General features: G+C 62.3%; 15 protein-coding genes. All 15 read left to right on the top strand.

All coding sequences use genetic code 11. The features are described from left to right. Positions 1 to 302: 302 nt before the first annotated feature. The 15 genes from AC0L3N_RS29240 to AC0L3N_RS29170 all read left to right on the top strand — a co-directional run bounded on the left by AC0L3N_RS29240 (position 303) and on the right by AC0L3N_RS29170 (position 18,174). On the top strand, positions 303 to 1,310 hold the full coding sequence (locus AC0L3N_RS29240) for an ABC transporter substrate-binding protein (RefSeq protein ID WP_473550998.1): 1,008 nt from the start codon (positions 303 to 305) through the stop codon (positions 1,308 to 1,310). Positions 1,311 to 1,360: 50 nt separating this feature from the next. After that, a complete protein-coding gene (locus AC0L3N_RS29235; protein WP_473550997.1) occupies positions 1,361 to 2,371 on the top strand; it encodes an ABC transporter substrate-binding protein in 1,011 nt (336 codons plus the stop codon). Between the two features lie 43 nt (positions 2,372 to 2,414). Beyond that, complete coding sequence (locus tag AC0L3N_RS29230; RefSeq protein ID WP_473550996.1) at positions 2,415 to 3,428, top strand: ABC transporter substrate-binding protein; 1,014 nt, start codon at positions 2,415 to 2,417, stop codon at positions 3,426 to 3,428. Between the two features lie 46 nt (positions 3,429 to 3,474). Further along, a complete protein-coding gene (locus tag AC0L3N_RS29225) occupies positions 3,475 to 4,482 on the top strand; it encodes an ABC transporter substrate-binding protein (protein ID WP_473550994.1) in 1,008 nt (335 codons plus the stop codon). A gap of 20 nt (positions 4,483 to 4,502) precedes the next feature. Then, entirely contained in the window at positions 4,503 to 5,063 is a 561-nt protein-coding gene (locus AC0L3N_RS29220) for an SCO family protein (RefSeq protein WP_133254783.1), read from the top strand. A 34-nt stretch (positions 5,064 to 5,097) separates the two neighbouring features. After that, positions 5,098 to 7,683: a GAF domain-containing protein gene (locus AC0L3N_RS29215; protein WP_473550993.1), complete on the top strand. Its 2,586-nt coding sequence runs from the start codon at positions 5,098 to 5,100 to the stop codon at positions 7,681 to 7,683. Then, positions 7,680 to 8,045 carry a response regulator gene (locus AC0L3N_RS29210; RefSeq protein ID WP_123148693.1) on the top strand — a complete coding sequence of 122 codons (366 nt, stop codon included), beginning with the start codon at positions 7,680 to 7,682 and terminating at the stop codon, positions 8,043 to 8,045. The genes AC0L3N_RS29215 and AC0L3N_RS29210 overlap by 4 nt, the downstream gene beginning before the upstream one ends. Before the next feature lie 13 nt (positions 8,046 to 8,058). Then, positions 8,059 to 9,213 carry a response regulator gene (locus AC0L3N_RS29205; protein ID WP_123148692.1) on the top strand — a complete coding sequence of 385 codons (1,155 nt, stop codon included), beginning with the start codon at positions 8,059 to 8,061 and terminating at the stop codon, positions 9,211 to 9,213. A gap of 136 nt (positions 9,214 to 9,349) precedes the next feature. Beyond that, positions 9,350 to 9,598, top strand: a complete 249-nt coding sequence (locus AC0L3N_RS29200) for a hypothetical protein (RefSeq protein WP_473550991.1) — start codon at positions 9,350 to 9,352, stop codon at positions 9,596 to 9,598. Between the two features lie 358 nt (positions 9,599 to 9,956). Next, positions 9,957 to 11,207: a phosphatase PAP2 family protein gene (locus tag AC0L3N_RS29195; RefSeq protein WP_473550989.1), complete on the top strand. Its 1,251-nt coding sequence runs from the start codon at positions 9,957 to 9,959 to the stop codon at positions 11,205 to 11,207. A 519-nt stretch (positions 11,208 to 11,726) separates the two neighbouring features. Then, entirely contained in the window at positions 11,727 to 12,704 is a 978-nt protein-coding gene (locus AC0L3N_RS29190) for a GlxA family transcriptional regulator (RefSeq protein WP_473550988.1), read from the top strand. Positions 12,705 to 13,015: 311 nt separating this feature from the next. Beyond that, on the top strand, positions 13,016 to 14,320 hold the full coding sequence (locus AC0L3N_RS29185; protein WP_123148690.1) for a M24 family metallopeptidase: 1,305 nt from the start codon (positions 13,016 to 13,018) through the stop codon (positions 14,318 to 14,320). A gap of 229 nt (positions 14,321 to 14,549) precedes the next feature. Continuing rightward, positions 14,550 to 15,230: an isochorismatase family protein gene (locus AC0L3N_RS29180; RefSeq protein ID WP_123148689.1), complete on the top strand. Its 681-nt coding sequence runs from the start codon at positions 14,550 to 14,552 to the stop codon at positions 15,228 to 15,230. Between the two features lie 34 nt (positions 15,231 to 15,264). After that, entirely contained in the window at positions 15,265 to 16,230 is a 966-nt protein-coding gene (locus AC0L3N_RS29175) for an alpha/beta hydrolase (RefSeq protein WP_123148688.1), read from the top strand. A 303-nt stretch (positions 16,231 to 16,533) separates the two neighbouring features. Further along, positions 16,534 to 18,174, top strand: coding sequence for an ABC transporter substrate-binding protein (locus AC0L3N_RS29170; RefSeq protein ID WP_473550986.1), 1,641 nt, complete (start codon positions 16,534 to 16,536; stop codon positions 18,172 to 18,174). The last annotated feature ends 173 nt before the right edge of the window (positions 18,175 to 18,347 follow it).

The following is an 18,347-nucleotide window of genomic DNA, read 5'->3' as shown; positions in this document are numbered from 1 at the left end:
GTAAACTCGAAGTGGCCATTCGCAACCGCGCAAACGGTCTCCCTGACAGCGAGGCGCTGGCGGACGTTTGGCGGAGTAAGTTTTGCGCTCGCAACCAACGCAAATTGGGGGTATCGTGGCATATCGTCGGTTGCTAATACATGAGCCGGCGACTGAGAGCGCAAGACTCCCGCACCAGACTGGGCGCGCTCGAATCCACGGCTACTCGTCGCGCTCACGAGACCATCTGCCTCTGCCGGACCTCTTTTTGCTCGGTTCCGGCCAGAATTGCCTTTTGCAATTCGGAAGAGAGGAGCGTTCCGATGCAGATCATTCAAAATCGCCGCACCTTCTTGGTCGGTCTCTCCGCGGCAGGCGGAGCGGGGCTTCTTAAGGTTCGCCCGTCCAATGCAGCTGAACCGCCCCCGGAGACGACAACCGTCCGTCTCGGGCGCTGGAACAATGCCGCCTATTGCTGGGGGGCCGTCTACCTCGCCGGAGAACTGATGCGCGCCGACGGCCTCACCGATGTTCGCTACGTGGAAGTCGACCATACCGTGGACAATTCGCAATGGCTCGCCCGGGGCGACACGGACTTCGACATGAACATGCCTTCGATGCACATCAGCCTGATCGAAGCCGGCGTGCCCATCAAGATACTCACCGGCGTGCATACGGGATGCTTCGAACTGATCGCCAACGACAGCGTTCAGCGCGTTACGGACTTGAGAGGCAAGCGAGTGGGGGTCGGCAATATCGGCTCGCACCCGCAGATACTGGTGAGCCTCATGGCCAACTACGTTGGGCTCGACCCCGCCAACGATATCAACTGGGTCGAGAGCCGCAATCCGATCCAGTCCTTCATGGACAACGAGGTGGACGCGGTCCTCTCCGCCATGCCCGAGCCGCTGATGCTGCGCGCCAAGAAAATCGGCCACACGGTGGTCAGCAACGAAGTCGATCGCCCATGGTCGCAGTACTTCTGCTGCATGGTCGCCGGCAACGCCGACTATGTGAACAAGCATCCGGCCACGACGAAGCGCGTCCTCAAGGCCATACTCACGGCCGCCGACCTGTGCGCCTCCAATCCTGAATTGGCTGCGCAAGGGCTGATCGCTCAGGGCTTCGTGCCGAACTATGACGATGCCCTCGGAACCCTGAGAGAGACCGGGCATGACAAGTGGCGCGACTACGATGCTCAGGATTCCATACGCTTTTATGCGCTGCGCATGCAGGAGACGGGCATGATCACGTCGAGCCCGCAACAGATCATCGCCAACGGAACGGATTTCCGCTTCCTCAAAGAGCTCAAGCGCGAGCTCAAGACCTGAGTGAGCAGCTTAGCTGGCTCGTTGTGCCTTTTTTTGGGAAGGAGGAGCCCATGCAGAACATCCAGAACCGCCGTCATTTTCTGGCCGGCGCTGCGGCAGCCAGCGCCGCGGGCCTTATCGGCACCTCGACACCCGCCTGGGCCGAACCGCCGCCGGAGACCACCTCCGTCCGCCTGCCGCGGTACATCGGCGGCGCCTATTGCTGGGCGGGCCTGTACCTCGCCGGAGAGATGCTGCGCGCCGAGGGGTTCACCGATGTCCGCTATGTGCAAGGTGATAAGAAGGTTGATCATTCGGCGTGGATCGCAAACGGCGAGACGGATTTCAGTGTGAATTATGTGCCGATTCATCTGGCGTCGATCGATGCAGGAGTGCCGATCAGGGTACTAAGCGGACTGCACTCCGGGTGCCTCGAACTGATCGCCAACGACAGCGTCAAAGGCATCTCGGATCTGCGGGGAAAGCGGGTTGGGGTCTTTACGCTTGATTCGCCGCAATACGTGTTGGTTTCTCTGATGGCCGCCTATGTCGGGCTCGATCCGGTCAACGACATCGAATGGGTCATCGAAGAACACAATTTTGCTGAAGGCTTCGTCGAAGGAAAGTACGATGCAGTACTCGGCCAACCGCCCCGCACGCAGGAACTTCGCTCCAGGAAAGTAGGCCACACGATCCTCAACTCGACCACCGACCCGCCGTGGTCGCAGCACTTCTGCTGCATGATTTGCGCGACTGCGGATTATGTAGACAGGTATCCGGCGGCGACAAAGCGCGTCCTGCGGTCCATACTCAAGGGCGCCGACCTCTGTGTCTCAGATCCCTCGTGGACTGCAGGGCAGCTCGTCGATCGAGGTTTCGTCCCCAGCTACGAACTCGCGCTGCAAACGCTTGGCGACATCCGGTACGACAGATGGCGGGATTTCGATGCCGAAGCCTCGATGCGCTTCTACGCGCTGCGCATGTACGAAACGGGCATGATCAAGTCGACCCCGCAAGAGATAATCGGCACCGGAACGGATTGGCGCTTTCTCGATCAACTAAAGCAGGAGTTGAAGACGTAGGCAATCGCCGACACGCCGTGCCCCATCAGGGAAGGAGAGGCTAATGCAGATCATCCAGAACCGCCGTCATTTCCTGGCCGGCGCTGCGGCCGTAGGCGCCGCGGGACTTATCGGCACGACGACACGAGCGCAGGCCGAGGCGCCGCCCGAAGTCACCAGCGTCCGTTTGCCCGCGTTCCCCAATGTCTCAGATTGCCAGGCGGCCATGTACGTTTCGGAGGAGCTGCTGCGCGCCGAAGGCATCATGGACGTACAGTTCGTAACATCGGGCACGGGTCCGGATTCCGCGGACTGGATAGCGAATAACGAACTGGATTTCGATTGGAACTTCCCGCCCGCACATATCCGCTCGATCGCCAACGGCGTGCCTATCACGGTACTGGCTGGCATGTATGCAGGCTGCCTCGAACTGTTCGCGAATGACAGCATCCGCAGCGTTAAGGACCTTAAGGGCAAGCGCGTTGGCGTCGATGCAATTTTTGGGGCTCCCCACATGCTCCTGGTGATCATGACGGCAAGCGTCGGGCTTGATCCGAACAACGACATCAACTGGATTGCCACCCCGAACTTCAACCCAGTGGAAATGTTTGCCGCCGGCAAGATTGATGCATTTCTCGCTGGACCACCCCAACCGCAGGAAATGCGTGTCAGGAAACTGGGCCATGTGATTCTAAACACGAGCATCGACCGCCCGTGGTCGCAATACTTCTGTTGCATGCTCTCTGGAACTTCGGATTTTGTTCAAAGGTATCCAGTGGCGACGAAGCGCGTGCTGCGCGCCATGCTGAAGGCCGTCGACCTCTGTGTGTCTGATCCAGAGCAAGTGGCCAGAGTCGTGGTCGAAAAGCGCTTCGCTAGCAGCTACAACTACGCGCTGCAGGCGATGACCGATGCGCGCTTTGACAAATGGCGGGAATACGATGCGGAGGATACGATCCGCTTCTACGCCCTTCGCATGCAGGAGACGGGCATCGTCAAGCCGGGCCCGCAAACGATCATCACCGAAGGAACTTACTGGCGCTTTCTCGACGAGCTCAAGCGTGAGCTGAAGACGTAGACCTATCGCCGACACGCGGTGCCTTTTTCAAGGGAAGGAGAGACTCGTGCAGATTGTCCAGAACCGTCGCCGTTTCCTCACAGGCCTGTCCGCGCTCGCAGGTGCGGGTCTTGCAAGGGGCCGCAACGCGGCCGCCGCCGAAGCGGCACCTGAAACCACGGTCGCCCGCTTTGCGGCGGCGCCGGGTATCTGCATCGCTCCGCAGTACGTCGCCGAGGATCTGATCCGCGCAGAGGGGTTCTCGGATTTTGGCTTCGTGGCCGCCGACGCCGGTATCGCCCAGACCGAGATGCTGGCGCGCGGCGACATCGATTTCGGCATAGACTTTGCCACGGCCCTAATCATTCCGGTCGACACTGGCGCCCCGGTCAAGGTGATCTCCGGAGTACATGTCGGCTGCTACGAGTTGTTCGGACGCGAGGACATCAAGAGCATCGCGGATCTCAAGGGCCGCAAAGTCGGCGTCGGCGGCAATCTGTCGTCGGATCCGCATATCTTCGTCAGTGCGATGGCGACCCATGTCGGCCTCGATCCGCAACGCGACATCGAATGGATCGTCGGCGAAGCAAAGCCGGCGGAGCTCTTCGCCGAGGGCAAGGTCGACGCCTTCCTGGCTTTTCCGCCTGAGGCTCAAGACCTCCGCGCCCGCAAAGTCGGTCACGTCATCCTCGACAGTTCCAAGGACCGGCCGTGGTCGCAATATTACTGCTGCATGCTGGCGGTCAACGCCTCCTATGCCGAGAAAAATCCAGCTGCCACCAAGCGCGTCATCCGGGCTGTCATCAAATCGGCCGACATCTGCGCGGCCGAACCGGAACGGGTGGCACGCCTCCTGGTGGATGGCGGACACACCGAACAGTACGACTACGCCGTGCAGTCGCTCCGCGAGCTCCCATACTCTAATTGGCGTGACTTCGATCCCGAGGACACGATGAGGTTCTTCTCGCTGCGGCTGCATGAAGCCGGGATTGTCAAGTCGAGCCCAAACGAGATCATCGCGAACGGCACGGATTGGCGCCTTTTCAACGAGGTCAAGCGCGAGATGAAAACGTGAGCGAGTGGCCGGCGCGCATCTTGCTGCTGGCGCTGATGGCCGGGCCGGCACACGCGCACGACGCGCCGCACGACGAGCGCCTGCCGACGATCGGACAGGCGCCGGACTTTACCTTGGTATCGCAGGACGGTGTGCGAGTGTCGCTGCACGACTTTCGCGGCAAGGTGGTCGCCGTCTCATTTATCTATACGTACTGTACCGACGTCTGCCCCATGCTGACTGCCCATATGGCCAGCGTGCGGGAAAAGTTGGGTAGTGCGTTCGGACCTAAAATCGCCTTCGTTTCGATCACCGTCGACCCGGAGCGCGATACGCCCGATGTTTTGAAGGAATATGCGCAGAATTTTGGCGCCGATCTGAAGGGCTGGTCGTTTCTTACCGGTGATCCGGCGATTGTCCATGAGGTTGGACGGAAATACGGGGTCATCGCGAAGAAGGCGGCGAACGGCGATGTCGACCATACCTTGTTGACGTCGCTCGTAGACCCCGATGGCATCTTGCGCGTACAGTATCTTGGCGTCCGGTTCGACCTGGAGGAGTTTCGGGGTGACCTTCTCAGCCTCTTGGACGAATCCAAATAGCATAACGAACCGGCTCGTTGGCTGGGTTGCCCGGTTGCCGGCACGCGTCCAGACCAAGCTCTTGATCGCGTTTCTGTCGATCGTCGGCCTGCTGATCGTGCTCGGGGCAGTCGGGTTGCAGGTGCTGAGTGGGGTCAATGATCAAACAAACGAGCTGATCAAGCTGCAGCGCCGGATAGCAGCCTATCACCAGGTCCAGCACGATACGACCACCCAGCTCTACGGCATCTCCACCGCCCTTTTGCTTCAGGACGACCGGATGCTGGATGCGGCGCTGCGCCAGCTCAACCAGTTCGGCTACGACCTCGACCGCATGGAGTTCGTCGCCGAGAGTGAGGCGGAAGTGCTCGGTCAGGTCCGGCAAGAGTACGAACGGCTTACAGATGGGGTGACGCACGTGGCAGAGCTCGTCCGCGCCGGCCGCACTGAGGAGGCGCGCAAGGTTCAGCTCGATAAAATCATACCGTCGGCTGATCGCCTTGAGCGGCTGACAAACCAGCTGGTCAACATGGCCGAAGCCGACATGGTGGCGGCCATCGAAACGACCGAGGGTGCGTACGGCACGTCCAGACTGATCGTGGCCTCGTTTGCGGTGGGCAGCATCCTGCTGGCGTTGGGGCTCGGCTACATCATCTCCTGGTCATTGATCGAACCGGTCAAGAAGATCGAGACGCGTCTCAGCCAGATAGCGGCCGGCGACTTCGCCCAACAGGTTGCCGTCGCCAACCGGGACGAGCTGGGAGCGCTTGCGGACAATGTCAACCAGACATCCGAGCAGCTGGGCCGCCTGTATCGGGAGATTGAGACGCGCACCCAGCAGCTCGATGAAGCTCTTCAGCAGCAGACAGCTACTGCAGACGTTCTGAAGGTCATCAGCCGCTCGACCTTCGATCTGCAGGTCGTGCTCGATACGTTGGTGGAATCGGCTATCAGGCTCTGCCGTGCCGACAAGGGTGGTATCGTGCAGTCGCTGGATGGCGTATTCCGCTATGTGTCGGCGCATGGCTACCCGCCCAGTTTCCGTGCTTATGTGGACGCCAATCCAACTCCGGCCCTTGCCGCAGGCCGAGGCTCCGCCGTAGGGCGCGTAATCGAAGAACGGCGGATCGTCCAAATCGAAGACGTGACGGCTGATCCGGACTACCGCGTTGCCTTGATCGCCGAGGCAGGCGGCTTCCGCACCGTCCTCGCTGCCCCGCTGTTGCGGGAAGGTGATCTCGTTGGCGTATTCGTCATGACGAGGGTTGAGCCGCAACCTTTCAATCCCAAGGAGATCGCCCTCGTCGAGACATTCGCCGACCAGGCCGTGATCGCCATCGAGAATGCGCGGCTCTTCGAGGAGGTGCAGTCACGGACTCGCGAGCTTGCCGCGTCTGTTGGTGAGCTCGAGGCTCTTGGTGAGGTGAGCAAGGCGGTCAATTCGACGCTGGATCTCGACACGGTGCTGAAGACGATCGTTGCCAAGGCGGTCCAGTTGTCGGAAACGGATGCTGGCACCATCTACGTGTTCAGCAGCACGCGGCAGCAATTCCGTCCGCGCGCAAACTTCGGTATGAGCGATGAGCTTATCGCCGCAGTCTCGCACCAGACGATCGGGCTGGCCGACATGGGGATCGGCGACGCGCCCGGGCGCTGCATGCCGGTGCAGTTTCCCGACCTCAGCGAGGAGACCTCATCCTTCCTTGTAAGAAAGACGATCGTCGACGCCGGATATCGCGGTATCCTGATCGTTCCGCTGCTGAGGCCCAACAAGATCGTCGGTGCACTGGTCGTCAGGCGCCACAAGCCAGGTGCCTTCGATGAGCAAGTTGTCCACCTGCTGGAGACCTTCGCAGCCCAATCGGTGCTCGCGATCCAGAATGCCAAGCTGTTCCGCGAGATCGAGGAGAAAGGCCGGGAGCTGGAGGCAGCCAGCCGCCACAAGTCCCAGTTCCTCGCGAATATGAGCCACGAGCTCAGGACACCGCTCAATTCGGTCTTGGGCTTCACAGAACTGCTGGTCGACGGCATCTACGGCGAACTCCCGGACAAGGCAAAGACGACCGTCGCGCGCGTGCAGGCAAACGGCCGTCACCTCCTCGGGCTCATCAACGACGTACTCGACCTTTCCAAGATCGAGGCCGGCCAGCTCACGCTGGCGATCGAGGACTACTCCGTCGGGCAGATTGTTCGATCGACCGTGACGGCTGTCGAGCCGCTGGCACGAGCGAAGGGTCTTGAGCTTTCGACGACTGTTGCCGAGAACCTTCCAATCGGCCGTGGGGACGAACGCCGTTTGACGCAGGTCCTGCTCAACCTTGCAGGCAATGCCGTCAAGTTCACCGAAACGGGTGCGGTCGACATCCTTGCCGATGCGGTCGACGGGCACTTCGAGGTGACCGTCCGAGACACCGGTCCCGGCATCGCGTCCAAGGACCAGGCTCTCATCTTCGAAGAATTCCAGCAGGTCGACAACAGCAGTACTAGGCAGAAGGGCGGTACGGGTCTTGGCCTGGCGATCTCGAAGCGCATCGTCGAAATGCATGGCGGAACCATAGACGTCGAGTCCGTGATCGGGTCAGGGTCGACATTCCGTCTGAAGGTACCAATCCGGGTGAATGAGGACGTGAGGGCCGCATGAGCAAACGAATCCTGATGGTGGAAGACACCGAGGACAACCGCCAGATCATCCGCGATCTCATTGCCACCACCGAATACGAATTGATCGAGGCGGCGGACGGCGCCGCCGGCATCGCTGCAGCCGGAGCGCACAAGCCAGACCTGATCCTTATGGACATTCAGCTCCCGGTGATTGACGGGTACGAAGCCGCTCGCCGCATCAAGGCCGACCCGGCGCTCCGGCACATTCCGATTATCGCCGTCACCTCCTACGCGTTGTCGGGCGACGAGGCGAAAGCCCTTGCTGCTGGGTGCGATGGTTACATTGCCAAGCCATTCAGTCCGCGCCAGCTGCTTTCCGAGATTCGCGGGTTCCTTTCTTGAGGGAGGCAGCGCCGTGCACGATCCGCCTCGCATTCTCGCGGTCGACGATACTCCGGAAAACCTCGAGATCCTGCGCATGCGCCTCGAGGCGAATGGCTACGAAGTTGCAACCGCCGCCGACGGTGAAGAGGGGCTTGCGAAAGCCCGCGAACTCACGCCGGATCTGATCCTGCTCGACATCATGATGCCGAAGCTCGACGGCATCAGTGTGGTACGCATGCTCAAGCACGATCAATCGCTGCGATCGATCCCCGTTATTCTGGTCACCGCGAAAGCCGACACGCGCGACGTGGTCGAGGGGCTGGACGCCGGTGGCGACGACTATCTGACTAAGCCCTTCGAGCACAGGGCGCTGTTAGCGCGGGTGCGCTCGATGCTGCGCCAGAAGGCGCTTCACGACACTGTCGCGAGCCAAGCCAAACGCCTTGAGGACCAAGCCACGCAACTTTCCGACTGGAATCGCTCGCTCGAGCAAACCGTGGCTGAGCAGGTGACGGAGCTCGAGCGAATGGCGCGGCTTAGGCGGTTCCTGCCCGAACAGGTCGCCGACCTCATCGTTGCGGCGGGCAATGGAGATGCGCTCTTGCAGAGCCACCGTCGAGAAGTGACCGTTGTCTTTTGCGATTTGCGCGGCTTTACAGCCTTCGCGGAGACCGCCGAACCCGAAGAAGTCATGACAGTTCTTGCCGAGTATCATTCCTGTCTTGGTGAACAAATTGTCCGCCACGAGGGGACTCTCGAGCGGTTCGTGGGCGACGGTATCGTCGTGGTTTTCAACGATCCACTGCCATGCGCCGACCACAGCGAGAGAGCTGTCTCAATGGCTGCTGCGATGCGCGACGCGATTGACGGGCACTCAGAGCGATGGCGCAAGCGGGACTATTTGCTTGGCTTTGGGATTGGCATTGCCAGGGGCCACGCAACCATCGGGCGCATCGGTTTTGATCGGCGCTCGGACTATGCCGTCATTGGCACTGTGTCGAACCATGCCGCCCGATTGTGCGAGGCCGCCAAGTCCCGCCAGATTCTCGTTAGCCAACGGGTCCTCGGCGCTGTCGAGTCGCTGGTCGAATCCGTTCTTGTTGGCGAACTGACGCTGAAGGGTTTTCGCCGCCCGATGCCTGCCTATGAAATCGTACGGTGGATCGGTCGGCCAAGCTCACGTTAGACGCACTCCGGTCTCTTTTGGACGATACGGCCCGTCGAACCGTCGGCACAAAGCATCCCAGTCATCGACCGATCTCGAAATCGCCGCAACGGGGAGAAAGCGGTCGTTCCGCGAGTAACAACCTAATGGCAGCCCTATGGCCGCGACCATGACCTCCAGCATTGTCACCCGCGATGTCCGCTTCCGGGCGGAGGCAAAGGTTGCCTCTATGGTGGAGATGCGGCGCATTGCTGCTCGGCAGCCTAGGGCCGAAAGCGGACTGGCAGCTTCGGGCATCAAAAAACGATGGCAGACATTCAATCAGGTGGGATTGAAGTCTCTAACTGACCCTAGCGCGGACGTTCCCGCAATCAAACCGGAACGTCTCGAAGGGCTGGGAAGCTGACGTTGCCCTGCGGCAGAAGCCATCAAACATCGACTTTGCGCGGGATTTTCATGCCGCTGACACAGCGGCAATCGGGCCTCAAGTCAGAAAGAAAGCGGTCACCAACAACGCTGCCCTATTCGCATATTTGATTCTTTTGCCCGGCGGTGTCCGGCGCTATAATCAGCGATCGCTAAAATTAGGACGGAGCAGCTGTAGAACCAGAAAAGCGCCCGTCTTTGGGCCGGGGACCAACCATGGGAGGCAAAACATGCTCAGCGCCTTATGCAAGGCTTGCGCAGTGGTCCTTTTGTCAGGGAACTGTGCTTTCGCCCAATCGGATCTGATAGAGCCAAAGGCTGGAACGTGGAAGACGTGGGTGATCACGTCGGGCGAGGACTTTCGAGTCCCGCCCCCGCCTGACGCCGCCGCCGCCGCAGCCGAATTGGCGCAGATGCGGGATCTCTTGGCGCAAAAGGATCCGGCTGCCGCCGACAAAATTACCTTCTGGGACGCCGGCTCGCCTGGGTACCGATGGATCGATCTGGTCAACAATCGCCTTCTCGAAAACCAGCAGATTCCAAATGCGCACCGCGTCTACACCTATTTGACGATGGCGATGTACGATGCCACCATCGCTGCGTGGGACGCGAAGTACTTCTACAATCGTCCGCGCCCGAGCGAGGCGGATGCCGCACTGTCGGTTGTGCTGCCTACGCCGCGGAGTCCCTCCTATCCATCGGAGCATGCCGCAGCCGCCGGAGCCGCCGCGACCGTTCTGTCCTATTTCTTTCCAGACGAGACGTCGTCGTTCGAGGCAATGGCCGAAGAAGCGGCACAGTCCCGTGTCCTTGCCGGTGTCCAATTCCCGAGCGATTCTTCCGCCGGCCTCGAATTGGGGCGACGGGTGGCTGAACAGGTGATTGCGCGGGCAAAGGCCGATGGCTCCGATGCAGCGTGGGCCGGTACTGTTCCGACCGGGCCGTGCATGTGGGTCGGGAACAAACCCGCCAATGTAACCATGCCAAACTGGAAGCCGATCGTGCTGGCAGCACCCGATGAATTCAGGCCGCCAGCGCCGCCCGACTGCCAGTCCCCGGCCGTAAAGGCCGAGATGGATGCAATCCGGCAGTTTGAACGAAAATTCCCTAACAGCTACAAAGCGTTCTACTGGCAAAGCCCATCCGGCCTGTTCACCGACTGGTACGACTATGCCAGCAAGTGGATGTTCGAGGACAAGACGGATACGAACCCGCCGCGCGCCGCGCGGGCTTACGCGATGCTCGCAACGGTCTACTACGACGCCTACATTGCAAGCAACGACGGGAAGTACGCTTATTGGTACCTGCGGCCCCACATGCTTGATCCGAGCATCACTCCCCTGTTTGCGGTGCCGGCCCATCCCAGTTATCCGTCCAACCACTCCACTCTTTCAACTGCTCGATGCGAGGTCCTGGCATACCTGTTTCCCAGCCATGCGGAATTCATCCGCAAGGTTGGCAAAGAGGCCGGCGATTCGCGCGTCTGGGCCGGCATCCACTACGAGATGGACAACAAGGCAGGTGCCGCACTCGGCAAAGCGGTCGCGGAGAAATTCATCGAGCGGGCGAGAAAGGACGGAGCCGACTAGCGGAAGGAGAGGACACCTGCTCGACCCGTTCGGAACCTTCTTTGCCGATCGCCGGTCGAGGCCAAGGGTAGAACGGAACTTTGTTCGCCACGTATCAGAAAGTTGCGGGCCCCACGCGCCTTAATCTTCTGACGCTTTGTGGACCTGAGACGCAACAAGGCTTCCAAGTTGCCGTTCCCCTACGCCCCGATCCATAGATCCGTTTCGGAGTCGACTCGTGACATTGGCTGCGTCCGGCGCAAACGTCTGCAGGTGGCGCAACCGCGACCTCAGCGTGGCATCAGCAATATCCGCATGTGGTAGGCGGTCAAGTCGGTCGGAATGACCCGGCCATTCGCTACACGCAAGACATAGGTCGCCTCGGGGTCAAAATGGTATTCCGTTTCGGGTACCAAGCGTCAGGTTTTAACCACTAGGCGCGGTGGAATTTTCAAACTGACCCACCACCGTCCGTTGACCTGAGTGGCATCCGGCGGAATTGTGGCCTTCCCTGCAATTGCCGACAGGCCGGTTGAAGTCATGACCACTCGAGAGCGAGACCAATCGATGGCAGCCGACACTCCGCTCACCTTCGCGGTGCTGGTCTTCCCCGGCTTTCCGATGATGGCGTTCAGCTCGGTGATCGAGCCGCTGCGTGCCGCCAATGTGCTGGCAAAGCGGGACTGCTACCGCTGGATCATCGTCGGCGCCGCCGCAGGCCCGGTCGAGGCCTCGAACGGCGTCGTCATCCAGCCCGGCTTTTTTGCCGGCGATGCGCCGAAGGTCGACCGCATCGTCGTCTGTTCGGGCGGCGACGCCGACCATCTCGTCGCCGACGACGCGGTGAGCTGGATCCGCAGGAGCCTGCGCGGCGGCGCTCATATCGGCGCGGTGGCGGATGCTGCCTTCTTTCTGGCCCGGGCCGGCCTGCTCGACGGCCATGCCTGCACCTTGCACTGGACGAGCCAGGCGGCGTTCACCGAGGCGTTTCCGGACATCGAGTTGAGGCGCGATCTCTACGTCATCGACCGCAAGCGCTTCACCTCGGCCGGCGGCGTCGGCAGCCTCGACATGATGCTGGAGATCATCACCAACGATTTTGGCGCCGAACTCGCGGCCGGCGTCGCCGAATGGTTCGTGCACAGCCCGCTGCGCTCCAGCGTCGACCGCAAGCTGATGCCGCTGCGTTTACGCACCGGCGTCCAGAACGAACTGGTGCTGTCGGCCATCGCCATCATGGAGGATGCGGTGGAGGAGCGGCTCGGCATGGCGGATCTGGCGGAAAAGCTCGGCGTCTCCTCCGACAAGCTCGAACGAAACTTCCGCTCCGAGCTCAGCATCTCGCCCAACGGCTATTACCGCCGCCTGCGGCTGAAACGCGCCGCCGACCTCCTGGCGCATTCGACGCTGATGGTGCGCGACGTGGCGCTCGCCTGCGGTTTTGCTTCGATGTCGAGCTTTGCCCGGGCATTTCGGGAGGAGCATGGCCATGCGCCGAAGGTGGCGCGCAGGCATTAGGGCGTGGTCGCACTAGGCGCGCCTTGCCGAGTTCCTTCCCACCCCCTCTGTCCTGCCGGACATCTCCCCCGCAAGGGGGGGAGATTGGCTGTTGCCCCCGTTTCGCCAATCTCGGACGTCGAAGAAGAGGCATAGCACGCGAAGCTGCCGATCTCCCCCCTTTGCGGGTCCCTTGCGGGGGAGATGGCCGGCAGGCCAGAGGGGGGTGCTGTCCCTCCAGCGCCTCTGCGGCATCCCGCACAACATCTGCGGTATCCCGCACAGCCTCTGAACGACGCCTGGGTCATCTTCCCCGCTTCAGGAGGCACCCCATGAGCATTGTCGTGTTCGACCCCGACAGCACTGAGGACGTCGACTTCAAAGACCGCATGCGCCACCCGGCGGCGGCCGATCCGGCCGGCGGCATGTGGCTGTCCGACACCGAGCCGTCCTTCATCGATGCGGACGCGCTGCGCAAGGGGCGGCTGGCGAAGCTGCGCGACTGGATGCGCGAGGCCGGTTATGGCGCCGTCGTGCTGTTCGATCCCTATAACCAGCGCTACGCCACCGGCTCGCGCAACATGTTCGGTTATTTCCTACGCAACTCGACCCGCTACTTCTTCATCCCGACCGAAGGGCCGATCGTGCTGTTCGAATATCCGCAGAGCTATCATGTCTCGATGGTGCTCGACACGATCGACGAGGCGCGGCCGTCCAAGCTGGTGTGGTCTTCGGTGTCGGGCCGCGACGACGAAACCGCGGGTCCCTTCGCCGACGAAATCGCCGAACTGCTCAAGGCGCATGGCGGCGGCTCGATGAAGCTCGGCCTCGACCGCTGCGGCCATCTGCAGGCGCTGGCGCTGGAGAAGCGCGGCTGCGAGGTCCGGGATTGCCAGGGCGAGATCCTCGCCGTCCGGGCGGTCAAGACGCCCGAAGAAGTAAAGTGCCTGCAGGTGTCGATGGCCGGCGCCGAGGCCGCCGTCTATGCGGTGCGCGAGGCGATCAGGCCCGGCGTTTCCGAAAACGATCTGTTCGCCATCATGTATCACGAGGTGATCCGGCAAGGCGGCGAATTCATCGAAACCCGGCTCTTGACCTCGGGCCAGCGCACCAACCCATGGTTCAACGAAGCCAGCGGCCGCAAGATCAGGCCGGGCGAACTTTTGGCGTTGGATACCGATACGATCGGCTGCTACGGCTATTATTCGGACTTCTCGCGCACCTTCCGCTGCGGCCCGGGCAAGCCGACGGATTATCAGAAATCGCTTTACCGCATGGCCCACGACCAGGTTCAGCACAACATCTCGATCGTGAAGCCGGGCATGGCGTTTCGCGAGATTGCCGAAAAGGCCTGGAAGATCCCGGACCGCTTCGTCGACCAGCGCTATACGTCTGTCATGCACGGCGTCGGCATGCACGGCGAGACGCCGTTCATCGCGCACGCCATGGACTACGAGACCTACGGCCGTGACGGTTTTGTCGTGCCCGGCATGGTGGTCAGCGTCGAGAGCTATATCGGCGAGAAAGGCGGCCGCGAGGGTGTCAAGCTCGAGGACGAGATCCTGGTCACGGAGACCGGCACCGAACTTCTGTCGCGCTTTCCCTATGAGGACGATTTTCTGGAGAAACAAGTTTGACGCTCGTTCCCTCGCACAGAAGTTTTGATAGCCGGATGCGTTTGACCGGTCGCACGCTTTGGCGACTGTCGCAAACACCCTTCGCTTCGTCATCCCAGGGTCTCCGCGACGGAGCTTCGCTCCTGCTTCGCCCTGGGATGACGAAGCTGGCTAGGCGTCAGCCAATCTCCACGGCTTGCGGTAGCCCACCGAAAGGAACAGCGTTGGCCGGGAAGGCAGGCGCGGTCGCATGAAAACGCACATTTCCATCAAACGCGGCACGGCTGCCGCGGTGTTCGTCGACCTCCAGGAGGAGCATCGGCAGGACAAGCGCTATCTGGTCGAAGGTTTCGCCGACATCCTCGCCAACGTCCAGCGCCTGCAGGCGGCGGCGCGGGCCAACGATGTGCTGCTCTACCATTCGGCCTATATCGTCGATCTCACCAGGGAGGCGCGGCGGTTCCATCCGGTCGATGCGAATGGCAGGTCGGCTTTCTCCGACAAGGACGATCCGCTGACGGCGATCTGTCCGGAAGTGGCGCCGGTCGCCGGCGAGATGATGCTGGTCAAGACCGAGGCCAGCGCCTTCGGTGCGGGCCCTGCCGCCGGCCGGCTCAAGGCCGAAGGGATCGAGTGGCTGGTCGTTGCCGGCGTATGGACCGAGGCCTGCATCGACGCCACCGTCAGGGATGCGGTGTCATCAGGCTTTCGGGTGCTGCTGGTCAAGGATGCGTGCGGCAGCGGCAGCACGGCAATGCACCAGACCGCCATCCTCAACCTTGCCAACCGGCTCTATGGCGGCGCCGTCACCACCACCGACGGCGCCTGCCGGCTGATGGCAGGCGAGACGGTCGATGCATGGCAGGTCGTGGGCTCGGTGCCTTTGCGCTTCACCTATGAAAACGCCGCCCGGCTATACGACGAACTCTGACACTTCCAGGGTCCAGAAACAAGGGTCCGGAAGGATGGCCACGACTGTCGATCAGCCCGAAACAAAACGGGAAAAATACGCGACGCTGCTCGACCCGGCGCTGTGGACCTATATCGACCGGGTCAACGCATGGTATCCGCCCGAAATGGATCTGCCGGTCGACAAGCAGCGGGCGGTCTATGACGCGATGTGCCGGGCATTCCACGAAGGCACTCCCGCAGGTGTCGAAGCAAGCGACGGCACGGTTGTTGCCGGCGGCCATGCGGTCGCGATCCGGCACTACCAGCTGGCAGGCAAGGCGCCGCAAGCGATGGTCGTCTATTATCACGGTGGCGGCTTTGTGCTTGGCGGGCTCGACAGCCATGACGACATCTGCGCCGAGATCTGTGCCGGCACCGGCTTTGCGGTCTTATCCGCCGACTACCGGCTGGCGCCCGAACATCTGCATCCGGCCGCCTTCGACGATGCGCTGGCGGTGTTCGAATGGGCGGCGACAAGCGGGCTGCCGGTTGTGCTGTGCGGCGAGAGCGCCGGCGGCAATCTTGCCGCAGGGGTGGCGCACGCGGCGCGCCGACATCCTCGCGCCGCAATTGGCCAGGTGCTGGTCTACCCCGAGCTGGGCGGTGACGAGAGCGCCGGCTCCTATGTTGAGCACGCCGAGGCGCCGCTGCTCACCCTCAGCGACATCGAATTCTATCGCCAGGTCCGCTCCGGCAAGGCACAGTCGCCGGACGACCCGACCTTCCTGCCGCTGCACGACAGCGACTTCTCCGGCCTGCCGCCGACGGTCATCGTCACAGCGCAATGCGATCCGCTGTCATCGGACGGCGAGGCCTATCGCGACCGCATCCTTGCCGCCGGCGGCCGCGCCTGGTGGTACGAGGAGCAGCGCCTCGTGCACAGTTTCCTGCGCGCCCGCAAAACCGTGCCGCGGGCCGGCGAAGCGTTCACCCGCATCGTCGCCGCCATCGCCACGCTCGGCAAGGGCGACTGGTTGTAGGGAATCCGCGAACGCCCCCTCATCCGGCCGCTTCGCGGCCACCTTCTCCCCGAGGGGAGAAGAGATCGCCCACGCCGGTGCCAGCCTCTTCTCCCCGCCGGGGAGAAGGTGGCCCGAAGGGCCGGATGAGGGGGCCTTACAAGCACCCCACTCCACCTCTGCGGAACAGCGCACAACAACTGCGGAAACCCGAACACTTCCCCGCTAAAACCCGCACTATCATTGCCCATGGCCAAAGGCGCCCGGCGGCCGCATCCGCCCCCGCGACACGGTCGGCCGGGCGCCGACAGGGAGGATTCGACGATGAAGTTCATGTTGACCGACAGAGCGTTGCATCCGCAGGCCGAGCCCGTCGCCGCCGGCTTCAAAAAAGGCGGCATGAACCGGCGCGAATATCTCGCTACCATGGCAGCACTTGGCGTCAGCGCCGCCGGCGCGCTGGCGCTTGGCGGCCTCGCGCCCTCCCCGGCCCGGGCGCAGGAGCCGAAGCGCGGCGGCGTCTTGCGCGTCGCCATGAACGTCAAGGGCTGGAAGGACCCGCGCACCTTCGATGGCGTCGAAATGTCCAACGTCGCCCGCCAGTGCAACGAGTATCTGGTGCGCTGGAACCGCGATTTCACCTTCGAGCCGTGGCTGCTCGAGAGCTGGGAGACCAGCGACGACGCCCGCGTGCTGACGCTGCATGTCCGCAAGGGCATCACCTGGTCGAACGGCGACACCTTCAATGCCGACGATGTCGTCCACAATCTGACGCGCTGGTGCGATGCGAGCGTTGCCGGCAATTCGGTCGCCGAGCGCATGGGGGCGCTGGTCGACGCCACCACCAAGAAACCCATCGACGGCGGCATCGAGCGCGTCGACGACTTTACCGTCCGGCTCAATCTGCCGAAGCCCGACATTTCGCTGATTGCCGGCATGACCGACTATCCGGCGCTGATCATGCATCGCAGCTACGATGGCGACGGCGATCCGCTGAAGGCGCTGGCGATCACCACGGGACCTTGCGAGCTGGTGGCATGGGACGCCGAAGTCGGCGCCGAGGTCCGCCGCAAGGACAGACCGTGGTGGAAAGGCGACTTCTGGCTCGACGGCATCCAATGGGTCGACTACGGCTCCGATCCCAATGCGATGTTTTCGGCATTTGAATCGGGCGAGATCGACACCAACCACGAAACCGCCGCCGATACGGTTTCGCAAACCGATGCCATGGATCTGAGCAATTCGGAACTTGCAACCGGCTCGACCATCGTCGCGCGTTTCAACGTCGGCAATCCGCCCTATGACGACGTCAGGGTGCGGCGGGCCGCCCAGCTCGCCGTCGACAATGCCGCGATCCTGAAGATCGGCATGGACGACAGGGGCAAGCCGGCCGAGAACCACCATGTTGGGCCGATGCATACCGAATACGCCGATATCGGGCCGGCCGTCCGCGACGTCGACGAAGCCAAGGCGCTGCTTGCCGAGGCCGGCAAGTCCGACCACGAATACGACCTGATCTCCGTCGATGTCGACTGGCAGAAGAACACCGGCGACGCTATCGCCGCGCAGATGCGCGACGCCGGGCTGAAGGTCAAACGCACCGTGCTGCCGGCGGCGACGTTCTGGAACGACTGGAGCAAATATCCCTTCTCCTGCACCGAGTGGCTCGGCCGGCCGCTGGGCGTCCAGGTGCTGGCGCTGGCCTACAGATCGGGTGCTGCCTGGAACGAGACCGCTTATGCCAATCCGGAGTTCGACGCCTTGCTCGACAAGGCGCTGGCCACACCCGACGCCGGAGCCCGCAAGGAGATCATGGCCAAGATCGAGCAGAATCTGCGCGATTCCGGCATCATCATCCAGCCCTATTGGCGCTCGGTCTACCGGACGTTCCGCAAGGGCGTGCATGGCTGCGAGCAGCACCAGTCGCTGGAGCAGCATTTCGACAAGGTTTGGCTCGAGGCGTGATAGCGGGTGCCGTCCCTCCAGCCTCTCAAGACCTGGGTTCCTCGCCCACGCGAAGCGGGGGAGAGGTGGCCGCGAAGCGGCCGGAGAGGGGGCTTTCGTAGAGCGCGGTTCCCCCTCTCCGTGGGGCGGGGGCGCCGCCCCCCAAAACCCCCCCCACGGGGGGGGGGGGGGCC

This window comes from Mesorhizobium sp. WSM4807 (assembly GCF_055811615.1).
This window is presented reverse-complemented; position numbering and strand designations above follow the sequence as displayed.

Bases quoted from the DNA above. Each gene is read 5' to 3' on its own strand.
- AC0L3N_RS29190 (WP_473550988.1), top strand. From the start codon at position 11,727: ATGACCACTCGAGAGCGAGACCAATCGATGGCAGCCGACACTCCGCTC.
- AC0L3N_RS29200 (WP_473550991.1), top strand. From the start codon at position 9,350: ATGGCCGCGACCATGACCTCCAGCATTGTCACCCGCGATGTCCGCTTC.
- AC0L3N_RS29230 (WP_473550996.1), top strand. From the start codon at position 2,415: ATGCAGATCATCCAGAACCGCCGTCATTTCCTGGCCGGCGCTGCGGCC.
- AC0L3N_RS29240 (WP_473550998.1), top strand. From the start codon at position 303: ATGCAGATCATTCAAAATCGCCGCACCTTCTTGGTCGGTCTCTCCGCG.
- AC0L3N_RS29180 (WP_123148689.1), top strand. From the start codon at position 14,550: ATGAAAACGCACATTTCCATCAAACGCGGCACGGCTGCCGCGGTGTTC.
- AC0L3N_RS29185 (WP_123148690.1), top strand. From the start codon at position 13,016: ATGAGCATTGTCGTGTTCGACCCCGACAGCACTGAGGACGTCGACTTC.
- AC0L3N_RS29210 (WP_123148693.1), top strand. From the start codon at position 7,680: ATGAGCAAACGAATCCTGATGGTGGAAGACACCGAGGACAACCGCCAG.
- AC0L3N_RS29235 (WP_473550997.1), top strand. From the start codon at position 1,361: ATGCAGAACATCCAGAACCGCCGTCATTTTCTGGCCGGCGCTGCGGCA.
- AC0L3N_RS29175 (WP_123148688.1), top strand. From the start codon at position 15,265: ATGGCCACGACTGTCGATCAGCCCGAAACAAAACGGGAAAAATACGCG.
- AC0L3N_RS29170 (WP_473550986.1), top strand. From the start codon at position 16,534: ATGAAGTTCATGTTGACCGACAGAGCGTTGCATCCGCAGGCCGAGCCC.